This is a genomic window from Actinoplanes philippinensis, assembly GCF_900113015.1.
GTDB classification, from domain to species: Bacteria; Actinomycetota; Actinomycetes; order Mycobacteriales; family Micromonosporaceae; genus Actinoplanes; species Actinoplanes philippinensis.
Map to the genome: position 1 here is coordinate 244,392 of NZ_FONV01000011.1, position 16,522 is coordinate 260,913.

The window sequence follows — 16,522 nt, forward strand, 5'->3', positions numbered from 1 at the left end:
ACGGGAATGTCGGAGGGCGACGGCAGAATGTCGGGCGTGACTGCTGAACCCCGCCCCTGGCTCGCCCCGTCCGCCACCGGCCCGGTCACGGCGACCGTGCGGCTGCCCGGCTCCAAGTCGATGACCGCCCGTGCCCTGATCCTGGCCGCCCTGGCCGACGGCCCCTCGGTGATCGAGGCGCCGCTGCGCGCCCGCGACACCGTGCTGATGGCGGGCGGCCTGCGCGCGCTCGGCGTCGAGGTGGACACCGCCGACGACAGCCGCTGGCTGGTGACGCCCGGCCCGTTGCGCGGCCCGGCCCGGGTCGACGTGGGGCTGGCCGGCACGATCACCAGGTTCCTGCCGCCGGCGGCCGCGCTGGCCGAGGGGCCGGTCGAGTTCGACGGCGACCCGCACATGCGCAAGCGGCCGCTGCGTCCGATCGTCGAGGCGCTGCGGGCGCTCGGGGTGGCCGTCGACGCGTCGCCGATCGACGGGCTGCCGCTGACCGTGCACGGCACGGGTGCGGTGGAGGGCGGCGCGGCGGTGATCGACGCGTCGGCGTCCAGCCAGTTCGTGTCCGGTCTGCTGCTCTCGGCGGCCCGGTTCACCAAGGGCCTGACGCTGCGGCACGAGGGCCCGCCGGTGCCGAGCGCCCCGCATCTGCGGATGACGACGCACATGCTGCGGGCGGCCGGCGCGGTGGTCGACGACAGCGTGGCCGACGTGTGGACGGTCGAGCCGGGCCCGCTCCGCGGCCGGACGTGGACGATCGAGCCGGACCTGTCCGGCGCGGCGCCGTTCTTCGCGGCGGCGGCGGTCACCGGTGGGGCGGTCACCCTGGCGGGCTGGCCGGCCGACAGCTGGCAGCCGGTCGAGCAGGCGATCGAGATCTTCCGGGCGCTGGGCGCCGAGGTGACGCCGACCGCCGAGGGCCTGACCGTGCGGGGCACCGGCCGGCTGCGTGGCATCACCGCCGACCTGTCCGAGGTGGGCGAGCTGACGCCGGTCGTGTCGGCGCTGGCCGCGCTGGCCGAGGGCCCGTCGGAGCTGCGTGGGGTGGAGCACATCCGCGGCCACGAGACGGACCGGATCACGGCGCTCGCCACCGAGCTGGGCAAGGTGGGTGCCAGGGTGACCGAGTTCCCCGACGGGCTGCGGATCGAGCCGGGGCCGTTGCGCGGGGCCGCTTTCGAGACCTACGCCGACCACCGGATGGCCCACGCGGCGGCGGTGATCGGGCTCGCCGTGCCGGGCGTCGACCTCACCGACGTAGGTTGTACGTCGAAGACGTTGCCCGAGTTCCCCGAACTCTGGGCGGGACTCGTGGCGAAGAGGAGCTAGACCCTGCCAGCGCGTAAACGGGAGTACGACGAGGACGACGTACGGATCCGGCCCGGTAAGTCGTCCCGCCCCCGCACCCGGACGAGGCCGAAACACGACGACGCCGTCGATGCCCTGGTCATCACCGTCGACCGGGGGCGCTACGGCTGTGTCCGGGAGGACAGCGGCGGCCTCGAGGTGATCACCGCGATGCGGGCCCGCGAGCTGGGCCGCAAGTCGGTGGTGGTGGGCGACCGGGTGGCGCTGGTCGGCGACTCGTCCGGCGCGGCGGGCACGCTGGCCCGGATCGTCCGGATCAGTGAGCGGACGTCGGTGCTGCGCCGGACGGCGGATGACGACGACACCACTCCGGAGGGCCGCCTGGAGCGGGTGGTGGTGGCCAACGCCGACCAGCTGGTGATCGTGAGCGCGCTGTCCGACCCGCCGCCGCGGACCGGGTTCATCGACAGGTGCCTGGTGGCGGCGTATGACGCGGACATCGAGCCGTTGCTCTGCCTGACCAAGGCGGATCTGGCCGGCCCGGAGCAGGTGCTGGGCTACTACGCCGAGCTGGACCTGCCGCACGTGCTGGTGCGCCCGGGCAGCGACCTGGAGGAGTTGCGCGCCCGTCTGGCGGGCCGCATCTCGGTGCTGGTCGGGCACTCCGGCGTGGGCAAGTCGACTCTCGTGAACCGTCTGGTGCCGGATGCGTTGCGCGCGGTCGGCGCGGTCAGCGCGATCGGCAAGGGCCGGCACACCTCGACCAGCGCGGTGGCGTTGCGGCTGCCGCCGGTGGGGCGGTCGCGCCGGGATCCGGGCTGGATCGTCGACACGCCGGGGATCCGGAGCTTCGGCCTGGCGCACGTGAGCGCGGAGAGCCTGTTGCACGGGTTCCCCGACCTGGTCGAGGGGACGCTGGAGGATCAGCCGAACTGTGGTCACACGGCCGCCGACAGCGACTGCCGGCTGGACGCGTGGGTGGCCGAGGGGAAAGCCGACGAGCGCCGTCTGGCGTCGTACCGCCGCCTGCTCTCCAGTCGTGCCGGCGAGGGTGACGTGCGGGACAACGCCGGGGACGAGGCCTGATCTTGAAAAGCGGGACGAAGTCCGATCGGGAAAGGCGCGGAGCCGGGTTGATGGACTAACTTTCTGGCATGGCCGGATATGCCGATGATCTTGCGCTTGCCCACGTCCTCGCCGACTCGGCCGATGCCATCTCGATGGCCCGGTTCCGGGCCCTGGATCTGAAGGTCGAGGAGAAACCCGATCTGACTCCGGTGTCCGACGCCGACACCGCGGTGGAGAAGGCGATCCGCGCCACCCTGGCGCGGGCCCGGCCCCGCGACGGGGTGCTCGGCGAGGAGTTCGGCCGGACCGCGGCGACCGCCGGGCCCGGCAACCGGCACTGGGTGATCGACCCGATCGACGGCACGAAGAACTTCGTGCGCGGCGTGCCGATCTGGGCCACCCTGATCGCGCTGATGGAGGGCGACACCCCGGTGGCCGGCCTGGTCTCGGCGCCGGCGCTGGGCCGGCGCTGGTGGGCCGGGCGCGGGCTGGGCGCGTTCGCCGGGAAGAACCAGCACTCCGCGACCCGGATCAGCGTGTCGTCGGTGCGGAAGCTGACCGACGCGAGTTTCTGCTACGCGAGCCTGAACGGGTGGGCCGACAACGGTCGCCTCGACCAGATGATGGACATTCTGCTGGGGGTCTGGCGCAGCCGGGCGTACGGCGACTTCTACGGCTACATGCTGCTGGCCGAGGGCGCGCTGGACGCGATGGCCGAGCCGGAGCTGTCGCTGTGGGACATGGCCGCGCTGATCCCGATCGTCACCGAGGCCGGCGGCAAGATCACCGATCTGGACGGGCGGCCGACCGCCGACAAGAGCTCGGTCATCGGCACCAACGGGCTGCTGCACGAGAGCGTGCTGACCGCGCTGGCCCGCCGCGGCTGACGGCCGCACATTCCGGCATGACCAAACCGGTACGGGGTATCCCGCTCGTACCGTGCTCACGACATGCGCACGGCCCACGGGTTATGCACAATGGAGCGATCATGCCGAGCGAGGTTCGTCACCTGGTGGACCGCGGCCAGGCCTACCCTCTGGTCCGGCTCTCCGGGGTGCTCGACGCCGCCACGACCGTGCCGGTCCGCTCGGCTCTGCTCGACGTTCTCGCCGCCCAGCCGGAGGCGATGGTGGTCGACGTCGCCGGGCTGCGGCTCGCCGAGGCGGACGCGGTCCGGGTGCTGCGCGAGGTGCGGGACGAGACGCGGGACTGGCCGGGCAGCCATCTCGCGCTCTGCGGCACACCCGACGTCACCGCGTGGCGGCCCAGCGGCTGGCCGGTCTGGCCGGACGCGCCGGGCGCCTTCGCCGCGCTGGGCGTCCCGGAGCCGGCCGAGCACCGGATCGGCGTCGACCTGCAGCCGGTGGCCGGGGCGGCCCGGCGGTCCCGTGAGGTGATCACCGAGGCGTGCGGGCGGTGGGACCGGCCGGACATGGCCGGCAACGCCTGCATCGTGGCCACCGAGATGGTCAACAATGTCGTGGCACACGCCGGCACCCCGCTGACGCTGCTGCTGGCCCTGCACGGCGAGGCGATGAGTGTGGCGGTCCGAGATTTCTCGACGACGCCCCCGCGCCACGGAGGCCCGGTGGCGCCGACCGCGTACGGTGGCCGTGGCCTGCTCCTGATCGATGCGGTTGCGGATCGATGGGGTCATCTGGCGATGGACGACGGCAAGATCGTCTGGGCCCGGCTGAGCAACGCGGAGACCAAAGGCGCGGCATGATCGACCCCGCTCGTGGGTAGTCTGCCGGCATGCGAGAGAACGACTACCCGGCCGAGGTCACCGATCCGGAGGCGTCGGGACTGCCGGACACCGCTGATGACGACTCCTCCGCGTACGACGAGGTGAACAGCTCCCGCTGGGCCGACGGGCCGGACCCGGCCGCGCTCGCGGGTGTGGGCCCGGGCGGGTCGAACCGGTTCGGTGAGACCGCCGAGGAGCAGCTGCACGGCGAGTCGCTGGACCGGCGGCTGCGGCAGGAGGAGCCGGACTTCGGCGCCGAGCCGGCGAACCCGCAGCCCCGTGACCCGTTCGACGAGACGGTGGACGACTCGGAGCAGCGTGAGTTCGACCGCGACGTGTGGGAGCCGGGGCCCACCTCGGATCCGTCGTCGCCGGTGTCGCTCTACGACGACGGCCAGCTCGACGGCGACTCGCCGCGCCCGGTGGGCCGTCTGGTCGCGCCGGACGAGGGCTCGGGCTGGGACGAGGAGACGGACAGCGTCGCCTACGACGCGGGGGCGGCCGGTGGCGGCGCAAGCGCCGAGGAGCTGGCGATGCACGAGACGAACGCCCCGGATTACCGCTGAGCCGGGTCACAGTCCCGTAAAGGCTCTTGCCGGTAGCGCTCCCAGTTGAGCAGAGTGCCCACCTGATCTTCTAGGTGGGGGAGGCCATGAGAGGGCGCGCTCTGATCGCGGCCGCGGTGATGGTCGCCGGTGCGGTAGCGGCGACGCCGGCGACCGGCGCCGAGGCGGCCACGGTCAACCGGACGGTGCTCAGCGACGGCTTCTCCGGCGCCGGCGGCGACCGGCCGGACGGTGACGTCTGGACGCTCGCCGACGGCCGGCGGGGCATCGCGGTGCTGGACGGTGACGGCCGGCTGGCGCTGGGCTCGGCGCTGCGCACCACGAAGACCTTCCCGCAGCAGTACGGCCGTGCCGAGGCCCGCATCCAGGGCCGGCGGACGGACGGGGCGTGGCGGGCGCTCGGTGTGCTGGACGCTCAGGGCGGGGTGCCGGCCGGCTCGCTGGAGACGCTGGGCCCGGACCGGGTCGACGGCGACGACTTCCACACGTACGCGGTGGACTGGACGCCGACGACGCTGACCTGGTCGCTCGACGGCCGCGCCGTGCTCCGGTTCACCCGGGCGGCGAAGGGTGAGCCGCTGATGTTCGTCCTCAACATGGCGTCCGGCGGCTACTACTCGAACGGGATGCTCGTCGACTGGGTGACGGTCCGGACCCCGGTGCAGGTGGACGCGGCGAAGTGGAAGGCGTACACCGCCTACAAGCCCGGCCAGCTGGTCGAGTACAAGAAGGTGATCTACCGGGTCCGCGAGGCGCACACGTCGCTGCCCGGCTGGCAGCCCGACCTGGTGCCGGCCCTGTTCGCGAAGGCCTGAGTCAGCCCGGCACCGAGTACCGGTCGCCGTAGACCGACCAGCTCAGCGGGGTGGCCAGGTCGAGGTTGCCCGCGTTCAGCAGGACCCGCTGGACGGTGTCGACCCGGCTGGTGTCGCTGTGCGCCGCCTCGGTACGCATCTCGGCCACCCGCGCGTCCAGGAAGGCCGACAGGTACGCGATCTCGTCGCCGCCCTGCACCGGGGTCCGCCGGCCGGCCACCACCTGCTCCCGGATCGAGCGCAGCCCGGAGATCCCGTGCATGACGGCCGCGTCGTAGTAGGCGAACTGGCCGAGCGCGCGCAGCCCGTCGGCCTCGGCCAGGCGCACCGCCGGGGAGAAGTACATCCGGTCGCGGGCCTCCTCCTGCACCTTGCGGAAGACCGGGTCGGCGGCGGCCGCGGCCCGCCACGCGTCCGGGAAGTCCGGGTCGAGGCCCTCGTGCGAGTCGGTGCCGTCCACCGCCCGCAGCGCGGGGAGGTAACCGGCCAGCACGTTGTCCGGTTTGCGGCGGGTGTACTCGGTGACCACGGCCAGCATGTCCGAGGTGCCGGAGCAGAAACCGACGATTCCGGCGGTGTAGCCACGCCCGTCGCGCAGGTCCTCGATGTAGCCGTAGCCGGACCGCCAGTCCAGGGTCGAGTTCTCGGCGCTGGAGACCAGCTTGAGCGCGATCTCCTTCTTGGCCGGGGTGCCCAGTCCACCGGCGACGGGCGGCACGGCGGCGGTGGCGGCCTGCTCCACGGCGGCCGCGGGACGACCCGGACCGTACACCCGGACGTCCCACAGCGAGTAGCCCTCCGGGGTGCCCCGCTGGGTGGCCAGCACCCGCAGGTGACGGGCCGTCCCGGAGAGGCCGCGGATGTCGTCGAACGCACCGTCCCCGGTCGACGTGCGGTACAGGTCACGCCACGTGGCGCCGTCGTCGGACAGCTGGATCCGGTACGCCTTGGCGTACGCCGTGGCCCAGTGCAGCCGCACCCGGCGGATCTCCTGGGCCGTACCGAGATCGATGTCGACCCACTGGGTGCCGGCCCCGGCGACGCCGCTGGACCACCGGCTTGCGGAGTCCGTGTCGGTGGCGCCGGAGGCGGGCCAGGCGATGCTCTCGGTCGCCGACGCCTGCACCGGCCGGCCCTGGCTGAGCACCACGTCGGCGGTGGCGCCGGCCGCCGTCACCGACACGGCCAGGGGGACGCAGAGCACCGCAGCGATCCCGCCGCCCAGCAACACCGATCGCATGGTTCAACGCTAGGCCGGGCGGCCTCAGCGCCGTCGGCGGTTCCGGGAAATCAGGATCAGGACGACCACGATGACAGCGATCACACCGAGGCAGCAGATGAGCCCGATGGCGCCGAATCCGAAGCCGCCGCGCCGTGACTTGCGGGCCGCCTCGACGACCAGCTGAGCTGCGCCGTTGTCGGCCGCCCAGGCCTGCGCCGGGACCAGCACGCCGAGGATCAGGCCCGTCAGGGCCGCGGTGAATCCGATGCGAAGTCGTCGAACCATGTCACCCATGTGCCCCATGCTGGCCGATGTACGCAATGGGTTAGGCGTCGGGCACCGAGGGGATGGGAGAGGCATGGACACGGATCTGGTGGCCCTGGCCGAGGCGCACGGGGTGGCCACACGGTACGAGAACTGGCAGCGCCGGGAGACCGAGGTGGCCCCCGAGTCGGTGATCGGGGTGCTGGGCATGCTCGGCGTCGACGCGAGCACCCCGGCGGCGGTACGGACGTCGCTGGCCGAGGCCCGGCGGCGGGACAGCGGTGACCGTCTGCCCGGAACGATCGTGGTGCGCGCCGGGAGCGGGCGGGCGTTGCCGGGCCCGGCCGAGGTCACCCTGGAGGACGGCGCGGTGCGACGGCTGGACCGGCTCCCGCCGGATCTGCCGCTCGGCTGGCACCGGCTGCGGCACGGGGACCAGGAGGTCACCCTGGTGGTGGTCCCGGAGCAACTGCCCGAGCCGCCGGACACCTGGGGCTGGATGCTCCAGCTCTACACCCTGCACTCGGCCGGCTCGTGGGGCATGGGCGACCTCGGTGACCTGCGTGACTTCGTGGCCGGGTCGGCGGGGGCCGGGCTGGTGGTGCTGAACCCGCTGCACGCGATCACCCCGGTGGCGCCGGTGCCGGCGTCGCCGTACTCGCCGTCCAGCCGCCGTTTCGCGAACCTGCTGTACCTGCGGGTGACCGACACCGCGGAGTACCGGCGGGCCGCGCCCGAGCTGCGGCAGCGGGTGGACGCGCTGCGGCCGGCGCCCGCGGCCGACGGCCTGATCGACTACGACGCGGTGTTCACCGCCAAACTGGCCGCGCTGGAGCTGCTCTGGCCGCTGGCCGCCCCGGTCGAGCTGGACCGGGATCCGGGGCTCACCGACTTCGCCCGGTTCTGTGTGCTCGCCGAGAAGCACGGGCCGGACTGGCGGGAGTGGCCGGCCGAAGTGCGCCGCCCGGACGCTCCGGCGGTCCGGGCGATGGACGACGATCGGATCGCCTTCCACATCTGGATCCAGGAGCTGCTGGAGGCGCAGTTCCGGGCGGCGGCCGGTGAACTGCCGGTGGGCATCGTGTACGACCTGGCGGTGGCCGTGGAGCCGGCCGGCGCCGACGGGTGGCTGCTGCAGGACGTGCTGGCGATGGAGGCGCGCACCGGGGCCCCGCCGGACGCGTTCAACCAGCTGGGCCAGGAGTGGGGTGGCGTCGCCTGGCGGCCGGACCGGCTGGTCGAGACGGGCTACGCGGCGTACCGGGACATGCTGCGGCGGATCTTCCGGTACGCGCGGGGCCTGCGTGTCGACCACGTGGCCGGACTGTGGCGACTGTGGTGGGTGCCGGCCGGGCTGGGGCCGGCGAACGGCACCTACGTCCACTACGACCCGGAGGCCATGCTGGGCATCCTGGCGCTGGAGGCGTACCGGGCCGGGGCGGTGGTGATCGGCGAAGACCTGGGCACGGTCATGCCGGTGGTGACCGAGGGGCTGCAGCGGACGAACATGCTGGGCTCGGCGGTGCTCTGGTTCACCCGGGACGACGAGGGCGGCTACCGTCCGTCGGCCGGCTATCCGCGTAACGCGCTGGCCAGCGTCTCCACCCACGATCTGCCGACGGCGGCCGGTTTCCTGGCCGGGGAGCAGGTCGAGGTACGGGCCGCGCTGGGCCAGCTGGCCGGGCCGGTGGAGGAGGAGCGGGAGTCCTGGCGCACCGACCGGGCGCTGCTGCTGGCGCGGCTGCGCGAGGAGGGCCTGCTCGGGGCGGATCCCGGCACCGAGGACGTGGTGGTGGCGATGCACGAGTTCCTGGCCCGTACGCCGTGCCGGATGGTGACCGCCTCCCTGCACGACGTCCTGCTCGAGCGTCGTCAGCCGAACCTGCCCGGCACCTTCGACGAGTACCCGAACTGGCGTATCCCGCTCGGCCGGGACCTGACCGAGGTGGTCGCCGACCCGCTGCTGCGCAAGGTGGCCGGGATCCTCGGCGGCCGTCCGCAGCCGCTGCCCGGGCGGCACCCGGGTGCGGCGCGGGGCGGTCAGATCGCCAGCGGCTCCGGCGGCGGGTCGTCGTCGAGCGCGTAGAGCATCGGGTGCAGCGGCAGGTAGGTGTGCGGCTCCCGGCAGCGGGCCGGGGGCAGCAGTGAGGAGCGGTGGTCCGGGTGCTCGTGGCAGTGCCGCAGCGCCCGGGTCACCGCGTCGTCGTGGTGCCGCCCGCCGCCGTACTCGCCGCAGCCGGCGCAGTCCCACCGCCAGAACGGCGCGCCCTCGTCGGAGGTGTGGCGCCGGATCCGCAGCGGCGAGCCGGCCCGGCCCGCCCGCGAGGGCTGCCGCTGTGCGCCGATCATCTCGGCAAGCGAATTGCTGGACATGTGAGCAGTGTGGAACGCACCGATCACGGCTTATAGCCGTTTTGGGGAATATCGCCGCTTTCAGCGTGCCGCGACGATGCCCAGCGCCGACGCGGTCACCCCGGGGAAGACGCTCGCCAGGTCACCGACACCGCATCGGGCGCGCAGGATCTCGCCGATCACCGCCCGGTAGTCGGTGGTCACCGCCAGGTCGCCGTCACGCAGCTGGGCCGTGGTCAGGCCGGGCCATCGGCCGTACACCTTGCCGCCCTTGACGTTGCCGCCCAGGACGAACATGGCGTTGCCGTAGCCGTGGTCGAGCCCGCCGGAGCCGTTCTGTGTCACGCGCCTGCCGAACTCACTGATGGTGATCAGCGTCACTCTGCGAAGGCCGTCCGGGCCGAGGTCGGCGGCGAACGCGGCGAGCGCCGTGGCGAGCGCCTTGAGCTGGTCGAACATCCGCCGGCCGGCGACCGCCGGGCCGAGGTTCTCGTGCATGTCCCAGTCGCCGGAGTCGACGGTCGCGCTCATCAGCCCGCTGCCCGACTTGATCAGCCGGGCCACGTCGCGCAGCGCCGCCCCGAGATCGGTGCCCGGATAGACCGCGCCGTTGGCCGGCGTGTACCCGGCGGCCCGCAGCTGCGCGGTCCGCTGCAGCGCGCCGTTCAGCTGCCCGGCGGTCTGCTTGAGGGCCGCGGGCGCGCTCTCGTAGAGCTTCGCCATCGTCGCCGCGATCGGCCGGCCGGCCTGCTCACCGGTGAGCGCGGTCTTGTCGATCGAGGTCACGCCCAGATAGGGCGCCGGTCCGGCGAGCACCCGGGCCGGCATCGCGGTGCCCATCGCGACCGCCCGCATCGGATCGGACGAGGCGGTGAGGCCGAGCATCCGGTTCAGCCAGCCGGTCCGGATCGAGGTGCCGGGCGCGGCCCGTTCCAGATCCTCCATGGCCGAGAAATGCGATCGGTTCGGCGCCGGCTGCCCGACCGCCTGAACGGCGGCCAACTGCCCGCCGGTCCAATACGGCAGCAGCGGCGACAGCGCCGGGTGCAGACCGAAGAAAGATCCACCCCCGATCAACTGCGTTTTCGGTACGGCAATCGTGGGCCGGGCCGCGTAATAGGCGGCGTCGCCGGCCGGGACGACGGCGGAGAGCCCGTCGAAGCCACCCCGCAGCGACAGCAGCACCAGCACGTCTCCCGTGTATCCGGGGTCGGCCGCGAACGCCAGACTCGTGTCGAGCGCCGCCGAGGCCAGTCCCAGCGCGCCGGCCAGCAGCACCCGCCGCCGGTCCAGCCCGAACCGCCGGTTCTCCTCGCATCCACACTTTTCGCTCATCGTCACCTCACCGCGAAGGACGGGGCATTGAGCAGCATCCCCATCAGGTACGGGTACATCCAGCCGGCCGCCGGGTCGTCCGCCCGCAGCGGTGACGCCGGGGTCTTGCCGTAGAACTCGGCCAGCGCCGTGATCTGCTGCGCCGACGGCACGATCCCGGCCAGCCGCAGCGCGGTCCTCTCGACCAGCGCGCCGTACGTGGCGGGCAGCGCCCCCACCATCCCGGTCAGCAGGCTCGCCGGCCGGACCAGGGTGTCCGGCCACCACCCGGCCGCGATGGAGAGGTGGAAGTTCCACCGCGCCAGCAGCCCCGACGGTGACGCCCAGGCGGCCGCCACGTCCGGGTAGCCGTTCGGCGGCCCCCAGCCCAGCGGCGCCTGCCCGGCGTCGCGGACCATCCAGTAGAGGCTCTCCAGGAACTTCGTGCCGGTGGCCGCCGGGCCGTAGCCGAGGGTCCGCACGGTCGCGGCCAGGTCCTCCATCGGCGTCCGCGTCTTCGCGCCGATCGAGGCGGCGAACTCGGCGGAGGTGAACAGCGCCCGCAGCACCGGCACGATCGCCGTCCGGTTGTCCAGGTAGACCTTGATCAGCGTGGTGATCAGCGAAGCCGGCGGCTCGTCGGCGACGAACCGGACGCACAGCTTGGTGACGATCCGGCGCGCCGTGGCCTGGTGCATGGCCAGGTAGTCGAGCAGGTCCAGGGCGGCCGCCTCGCCACCGGCGGTGGTCGTGTTGGCGTGCTGGAAGGCCAGCACCCGGACCGCGCCGACGGCGTGCGCTGCCGCGTCGTACCGGTACCTTCCCGTCGTGTTGTCCACGGTCAGGCCGGTGAGCAGCCGGGCCGCGCTCTTCACGTCGGTCTCGGTGTAGGCCAGCCCGACGGTGTGCAGCTCCAGCAGCTCACGCCCGTAGTTCTCGTTCGGCGCGTCCCGGCTGGAGGACCGGTTGTCCAGGTAGGTCAGCATCGCCGGGTGCCGGGCCGACGCCTTCAGCAGATCGGCGAAGGTGCCCAGGGCGTACCGCCGGATCATCGTGTCGTAGTCGATCCGGCTGTCCCAGACGTCACCGTGCGGGCAGGTCACGTTGAGGTGGTTGCTCCAGAAGTCGGTCATCACCTCGAGCAGCTGCCGCTCGCCCCAGATCGACCGGGCCACCGCCGCCCAGCCGAGCTGCCACATCGGGTCCCAGCTGTACTGCTTGAGAGTGCCGGCGGCGACCCGGGAGCGGATCTCGGCGATGGAGAGCCGGGCCAGCGGCAGCCGGGCGACCACGCCGTCGGCCACCGGGTCGGGAATCGCCGACGGGTTGAGCTGCCGGTCCAGCCAGGCCGCGGCGCCCAGCCGGCGGATCTCGGCGATCGACGACGGGCTCGGGCCGAAGGTGGCCCGGCGCAGCAGGTGCAGCAGCGGGTCGGCGGGCACGAGAGCGGCCGGGGAGGCCTCGGCCGCGGCGGCGGGCGTGCCGGTGGTCAGGGCGGCCGCGGCCCCGGCGGCGGCGATCCCGCCCACCACGCCGCGCCGTGTCATCGTCGTCTGCGGTAGCGCGCTCACAGCGGGAAACGTCGGAAGTTTCCCGGGTCACTTGTGCGTTCCCGCACCAGTGCTCCCGATCTGCTACCGGGATACTTGCCCGATGGCACAGCGCAGAGCGTCGCGGAGGCGGGTCGAGACGGTCGCCTCGGGCGTCGCCGAGCTGGTGCCCGACCCCGACCGCGACACCGCGTGGACACTGCTGCTCGACGGCGCGCCGCAGTCGCACGTCGATCTGGCCGACCCCACCCACCTGGAGTTCGAGTACGTGCGGCGGATGGCCGCCGCGATCGACCTGGCGGGGCCGGCCGGCCGGCCGTTGCGGGTGCTGCACCTCGGCGGCGGCGCGCTCACCCTGCCGCGCTATGTCGCGGTCAGCCGGCCCGGCTCGGCGCAGCGGGTGGTCGAGATCGACGGGCCGCTGGTGGAGCTGGTCCGCCAGGCGCTGCCGCTGCCGACCGGCGCGAACGTCCGGGTCCGGGTGTCCGACGCCCGGGCCGCCGTCGAGGGGATGCGCGATTCGGGGTACGACGTGGTGGTGCTGGACGTGTTCGCCGGCGCCCGCACGCCCGCGCACCTGGCGTCGGCCGAGTTCGCGGCACACGTGGCCCGGGTGCTGGCCCCCGAGGGCCGGCTGATCGCGAACGTCGCCGACGGGCCGCCGCTGCGGTATGCACGGGCGCAGGTGGCCACGATCCGGGCCGCGCTGCCGCAGGCGGTGCTGGTGGCGGATTCGGCGGTGCTGCGCGGGCGGCGCTTCGGCAATCTCGTGGTGGTCGCCGGGCGTGCCCCGCTGCCGGTCGCCGAGCTGTCCCGGCGGGCCGCCGGTGACTGGTTCCCCGGGCGGGTCGAGACCGATCTTGATCGGTTCACCGCCGGAGCGTCTCCCGTTCCGGACGCTACGGCGGTACCCTCACCCCTACCGCCCGAAGGGCTCTTCGGTAACCGAAGGTGATTGTTGGGTCGGCCGTTGGTGTATCGCTGGTCACCGTCCTGTGTCGATTTCGCGAGTTCCGGTGTGATTCACGCCCAGTGACTGGCGACACCGCCGGGACCCGGTTGTAATCGTTGCGGCCGCTGTTCACGAGATCGCGGTAGGCACGGGGAAGGCAACCATGTTCCACCAGCACTTCCTGTCCCTCGCGGGCACGGACCTCGGACCGCTGGACAGCGGTGAGCGCATCCTGTGGCGTGGTCGCTGCGCGGTGGCCGAGTATGCGTTCGACGAGGCGTCGTCACTGCCGCGGTGGACGCTGCCGGAGGAGACCGACGTCATCGTCACGGACCGCCGGGTGCGTTACGTCCATGATCGCGAAGACACGCACAGTAGTGGTGAGTTGTTCTGGCTCTGGCCGCAGCACCTCCGCGTCCAGCCGGGCAACCGGGAGACCGGCCGCAACGGGACGGTCACCCAGATCCAGCTGGTCTGCAAGGGGCCGGAGGGCACCTTCCCGGCTCTGGTCTTCGCCGGCGGCGAGCTGAGCAAGATCAACGCGGCGGACCATCTGGCCAACACGATGCGGCAGGCGATCGCCCGGTTCCGGGTGGAGAACGCCGATCTCATCGGGGTCCCTGCCGTGCAGGCGCGGATGCTGTCCCGGCTGGTCATCGGCCCCGAGTTCAGCAACCACCTGGGCGGCCAGGGGCAGACCGTGACGCTGCTCGGCGAGGTCGCGGTGCCCGCCCCCGACGCCGGCGCGACGCCCGCTCCCGAGGAGCCCGCCTTCCCGGAGCCCGCCCACGCCGAGCCTGCCTACCAGGAGCCCGCCTACCAGGAGCCGGCCTATCAGCAGGCGCCCGCCTACCAGCAGGAGCCGGCCTACGCGGAGCCGGCCTTCCGGGGCCCCGGCTACCGCGAGCAGGCCTACCAGGAGGCGGCCCATCGGGAGCCGGTCTACCAGGAGCCGGCCTACCAGCAGGCCGCCTACCAGGAGCCGGCGTATCAGGAGCAGGCCTACCAGGAGCCGGCGTACCAGGAGCCGGTCTCCGGCGCGAACGGCTGGTCCGACCGCCCCGGCGTCGAGGCCGACGCTCTCCGCGCCGAGGAGGCCATGCGCGCCGAGCAGGACTCCCGCCAGTCCGAGCCCGACCTGGCGTCCCGCGCCGCAAGCCTGGCCGCCCGGGTCGCGAACCTGGTCTCCCAGTCCCCCGACGACGGCCAGACCACGAACCTCTCGTCCTACCTCAACCGCGACCGCTGAGAGCCTGTCTCAACCGGTACCGCTGAGCCCTACCTCAACCGGTACCGCTGAGCCCTACCTCAAGCGACCGCTGAGAGCGGTCTCTCAGGTCGTCGCCGGCACGAAACAGTGCCCGGCGGCGACCCGCTCCTCGTGCACCCGGTGCGCCCGCGCCAGGAGCTCCATCAACTGCCCCTCCTGACGGATCAGGGCCCGCTGCTTCTCCGGCAGCGCCCGGAGCTTGTCCTCCTCGGCGAGCAGCCGGTGGTAGACCTCGTCGCAATACTCCGGGTCGGTCTCCACGTCGAGGAACTCGTGCGCCGACCGGCGGGCCGCCGCCGCCGCGGTCCGGGCCTGCCCCTTCGGGCTGAGCAGCGACGCGATCACGGTGACCAGCAGGACGCCGACGATGGCCCCGAGCGAGACAGCGGTCGGGATCTCCACGACGTCGACCGGGTCACCGCCGTTGATGAACGGCACGTTGTTCTCGTGCAGGGCGTGCAGCACCAGCTTCACACCGATCAGCCCGAGGATCGCGGCCAGCCCGTAGGACAGGAAGACCAGACGGTCCAGCAGGCCGTCGATCAGGAAGTAGAGCTGCCGCAATCCCAGCAGGGAGAAGGCGGTGGCGGTGAAGACCAGATACACGTTCTGGGTGAGGCCGAAGATCGCCGGGATCGAGTCCAGCGCGAACAGGATGTCGGTGCCGCCGATCGCCACCATGACCAGCAGCATCGGCGTGAGCACCCGCTTGCCGTCCTGATAGGTGAAGAGCTTGTCCCCGTCGTACGCATCGGAGGTCCGCAGGAACCGGCGGGCCAGCCGGATCACGATGTTGTCCGGCGCCTCGCCCTCGTCGTGCTTCTCCTTCAGCAGGTTGCCCGCGGTGACCAGGAGGATCAGCCCGAACAGATAGAAGATCCAGGCGAACGAGTTGATCAGCGCGGCGCCGAGCAGGATGAACCCGGTCCGCGCGATCAGCGACACCACGATGCCGAACAGCAGCACCTTCTGCTGGTCGGCCCGCGGCACCTTGAAGCTGCTGAGCAGCAGCAGGAACACGAACAGGTTGTCGACCGAGAGCGCCTCCTCGGTCACGTAACCCGCAAAGTACTCCTGGCCCATCGTCGAGCCGCCGAAGATCCAGACGCCGACGCCGAACAGGATCGCGATCGACACGTAGATCGACGTCCACAGTGCCGCCTCACGCAGCCGCGGCACGTGAGCCTTGCGCACGTGGACGAAGAAGTCGAAGAGCAGCAGGCCGACGATGCCGGCAACGGTCAGGACCCACACCACACCGGACACCGGTTGCATGCCGCCCATCCTAAGGGTGATCGGCCCCGGTCACTGCGGCGCGCAGCTGTGACGCGGTCAAGAAGATCGCTCCGTCCAGATTCGCGCCGCGCAGGTCCGTACCCCGCATGTCGGCGCCGGTGAAATCGGCCCGCCGCAGATCCGCCTCCCGCAGGTCCGCGCCGATCAGAAGCGCGCCGCGGAAGCTGGCGCCCCGCAGGTCGGCGCCGCGCAGCCGCCGGCCGATCAGCTGAGCGCCGCTGTGATCGGGGCGGCGCCCGCCGACCCGCGACCGGGCCATCTCGCTCGCCCTGCGCAACAACGGCACGACCTTCATCCGGTACGCCTCCACGTCCAGCCCGCGCAGCTCGGCCGGATCGGCGCCGGCCAGGGCGTCGGTGGCGTCGAACGCGGCCCGCAGTTTCGGGTGCAGCCGCCGCGCCTCGTCCAGCTTCAGCGCCTCGGTCAGATACCACATCAGCTCGTGCAGCTGCCGCACCACCGGAAGCAGCGCGAACATGTCACCGGCCAGCTCCGGGGCGGACCGCCAGTCCCGCCCGCCGAACGTGTCCTGGGTGATCCGCTGGCCGGCCCCGAAACAGTCGAACACCACACAGCCCGGGAAACCGCGCTGCGGCAACTCCTCATGAATGGTGCACCGGAAATCGTCCCCCAGATTCCGGCAGGGCCGCCCCGCCGGTTTGTCGCCCGCGAAATCGGACGACTTGGCGAAGGCGGGGGCAACACAGCACAACGCGGCGCACCGAGAACAATCGGCGGCTAGTTCAATCATTCCTTGCACATTCCCTCGATCGACGCTGCCGACTACTTTACCGGCACCCGGTA

16 protein-coding genes are annotated in these 16,522 nt (G+C 72.5%); 9 read left to right on the forward strand and 7 right to left on the reverse strand.

What is annotated here, in order from left to right; all coding sequences use genetic code 11:
- Positions 1-36 precede the first annotated feature (36 nt).
- The 6 genes from aroA (at position 37) to BM290_RS29360 (ending at position 5,498) form a co-directional block, all read left to right on the forward strand.
- Positions 37-1,323 (forward strand): 3-phosphoshikimate 1-carboxyvinyltransferase, encoded by a 1,287-nt coding sequence (aroA, locus tag BM290_RS29335; RefSeq protein ID WP_373871086.1) that lies wholly within the window; start codon positions 37-39, stop codon positions 1,321-1,323.
- 3 nt (positions 1,324-1,326) lie between these two features.
- Positions 1,327-2,388: a ribosome small subunit-dependent GTPase A gene (rsgA, locus tag BM290_RS29340; RefSeq protein ID WP_093619143.1), complete on the forward strand. Its 1,062-nt coding sequence runs from the start codon at positions 1,327-1,329 to the stop codon at positions 2,386-2,388.
- A 68-nt stretch (positions 2,389-2,456) separates the two neighbouring features.
- Positions 2,457-3,257, forward strand: a complete 801-nt coding sequence (gene hisN, locus BM290_RS29345) for a histidinol-phosphatase (RefSeq protein WP_093619144.1) — start codon at positions 2,457-2,459, stop codon at positions 3,255-3,257.
- A 101-nt stretch (positions 3,258-3,358) separates the two neighbouring features.
- On the forward strand, positions 3,359-4,096 hold the full coding sequence (locus BM290_RS29350) for an ATP-binding protein (protein WP_239143755.1): 738 nt from the start codon (positions 3,359-3,361) through the stop codon (positions 4,094-4,096).
- 29 nt (positions 4,097-4,125) lie between these two features.
- Positions 4,126-4,683 carry a DUF5709 domain-containing protein gene (locus tag BM290_RS29355; protein ID WP_093619146.1) on the forward strand — a complete coding sequence of 186 codons (558 nt, stop codon included), beginning with the start codon at positions 4,126-4,128 and terminating at the stop codon, positions 4,681-4,683.
- 86 nt (positions 4,684-4,769) lie between these two features.
- The gene (locus BM290_RS29360) at positions 4,770-5,498 is read left to right on the forward strand and encodes a carbohydrate-binding protein (protein ID WP_093619147.1); all 729 of its coding nucleotides are present in this window, start codon (positions 4,770-4,772) and stop codon (positions 5,496-5,498) included.
- 1 nt (position 5,499) lies between these two features.
- On the opposite strand, the gene BM290_RS29365 is transcribed toward BM290_RS29360, so the two are convergent.
- Together BM290_RS29365 and BM290_RS29370 are read right to left on the reverse strand one after the other, a co-directional pair.
- Complete coding sequence (locus BM290_RS29365; RefSeq protein WP_093619148.1) at positions 5,500-6,738, reverse strand: chitosanase; 1,239 nt, start codon at positions 6,736-6,738, stop codon at positions 5,500-5,502.
- A 24-nt stretch (positions 6,739-6,762) separates the two neighbouring features.
- Positions 6,763-7,014, reverse strand: a complete 252-nt coding sequence (locus tag BM290_RS29370) for a hypothetical protein (RefSeq protein ID WP_239143754.1) — start codon at positions 7,012-7,014, stop codon at positions 6,763-6,765.
- Positions 7,015-7,078: 64 nt separating this feature from the next.
- Between BM290_RS29370 and malQ the strand changes: the two genes are divergently transcribed.
- On the forward strand, positions 7,079-9,070 hold the full coding sequence (malQ, locus tag BM290_RS29375) for a 4-alpha-glucanotransferase (RefSeq protein WP_093619149.1): 1,992 nt from the start codon (positions 7,079-7,081) through the stop codon (positions 9,068-9,070).
- Here the strand turns inward: malQ and BM290_RS29380 are convergent.
- From BM290_RS29380 to BM290_RS29390, 3 genes are read right to left on the reverse strand one after another with little or no spacing between them, the layout of a single operon-like run.
- Complete coding sequence (locus BM290_RS29380) at positions 9,025-9,357, reverse strand: hypothetical protein (RefSeq protein ID WP_093619150.1); 333 nt, start codon at positions 9,355-9,357, stop codon at positions 9,025-9,027. The genes malQ and BM290_RS29380 overlap by 46 nt on opposite strands.
- Positions 9,358-9,417: 60 nt before the next feature.
- Positions 9,418-10,671, reverse strand: coding sequence for a DUF1501 domain-containing protein (locus BM290_RS29385; protein WP_093619151.1), 1,254 nt, complete (start codon positions 10,669-10,671; stop codon positions 9,418-9,420).
- Between the two features lie 2 nt (positions 10,672-10,673).
- On the reverse strand, positions 10,674-12,221 hold the full coding sequence (locus BM290_RS29390) for a DUF1800 domain-containing protein (RefSeq protein ID WP_239143753.1): 1,548 nt from the start codon (positions 12,219-12,221) through the stop codon (positions 10,674-10,676).
- A gap of 82 nt (positions 12,222-12,303) precedes the next feature.
- Between BM290_RS29390 and BM290_RS29395 the strand changes: the two genes are divergently transcribed.
- Together BM290_RS29395 and BM290_RS29400 are read left to right on the forward strand one after the other, a co-directional pair.
- Positions 12,304-13,155, forward strand: a complete 852-nt coding sequence (locus BM290_RS29395) for a spermidine synthase (RefSeq protein WP_093619153.1) — start codon at positions 12,304-12,306, stop codon at positions 13,153-13,155.
- A 160-nt stretch (positions 13,156-13,315) separates the two neighbouring features.
- Positions 13,316-14,401, forward strand: a complete 1,086-nt coding sequence (locus BM290_RS29400; RefSeq protein ID WP_093619154.1) for a translation initiation factor 2 — start codon at positions 13,316-13,318, stop codon at positions 14,399-14,401.
- 84 nt (positions 14,402-14,485) lie between these two features.
- Here BM290_RS29400 and BM290_RS29405 read toward each other — a convergent pair whose 3' ends face one another.
- Positions 14,486-15,697, reverse strand: a complete 1,212-nt coding sequence (locus BM290_RS29405) for a TerC family protein (RefSeq protein ID WP_093619352.1) — start codon at positions 15,695-15,697, stop codon at positions 14,486-14,488.
- A gap of 10 nt (positions 15,698-15,707) precedes the next feature.
- Entirely contained in the window at positions 15,708-16,316 is a 609-nt protein-coding gene (locus BM290_RS29410) for a pentapeptide repeat-containing protein (protein ID WP_239143752.1), read from the reverse strand.
- Positions 16,317-16,522: the final 206 nt, after the last annotated feature.

What these genes read in the sequence shown, in the direction of transcription:
- BM290_RS29370 (WP_239143754.1), bottom strand. Translation starts at nt 7,014, where the DNA reads ATGGGTGACATGGTTCGACGACTTCGCATCGGATTCACCGCGGCCCTG.
- BM290_RS29360 (WP_093619147.1), top strand. Translation starts at nt 4,770, where the DNA reads ATGAGAGGGCGCGCTCTGATCGCGGCCGCGGTGATGGTCGCCGGTGCG.
- BM290_RS29380 (WP_093619150.1), bottom strand. Translation starts at nt 9,357, where the DNA reads ATGTCCAGCAATTCGCTTGCCGAGATGATCGGCGCACAGCGGCAGCCC.
- BM290_RS29350 (WP_239143755.1), top strand. Translation starts at nt 3,359, where the DNA reads ATGCCGAGCGAGGTTCGTCACCTGGTGGACCGCGGCCAGGCCTACCCT.
- BM290_RS29400 (WP_093619154.1), top strand. Translation starts at nt 13,316, where the DNA reads ATGTTCCACCAGCACTTCCTGTCCCTCGCGGGCACGGACCTCGGACCG.
- BM290_RS29365 (WP_093619148.1), bottom strand. Translation starts at nt 6,738, where the DNA reads ATGCGATCGGTGTTGCTGGGCGGCGGGATCGCTGCGGTGCTCTGCGTC.
- BM290_RS29355 (WP_093619146.1), top strand. Translation starts at nt 4,126, where the DNA reads ATGCGAGAGAACGACTACCCGGCCGAGGTCACCGATCCGGAGGCGTCG.
- hisN (WP_093619144.1), top strand. Translation starts at nt 2,457, where the DNA reads ATGGCCGGATATGCCGATGATCTTGCGCTTGCCCACGTCCTCGCCGAC.
- BM290_RS29405 (WP_093619352.1), bottom strand. Translation starts at nt 15,697, where the DNA reads ATGCAACCGGTGTCCGGTGTGGTGTGGGTCCTGACCGTTGCCGGCATC.
- BM290_RS29385 (WP_093619151.1), bottom strand. Translation starts at nt 10,671, where the DNA reads ATGAGCGAAAAGTGTGGATGCGAGGAGAACCGGCGGTTCGGGCTGGAC.
- malQ (WP_093619149.1), top strand. Translation starts at nt 7,079, where the DNA reads ATGGACACGGATCTGGTGGCCCTGGCCGAGGCGCACGGGGTGGCCACA.
- BM290_RS29395 (WP_093619153.1), top strand. Translation starts at nt 12,304, where the DNA reads ATGGCACAGCGCAGAGCGTCGCGGAGGCGGGTCGAGACGGTCGCCTCG.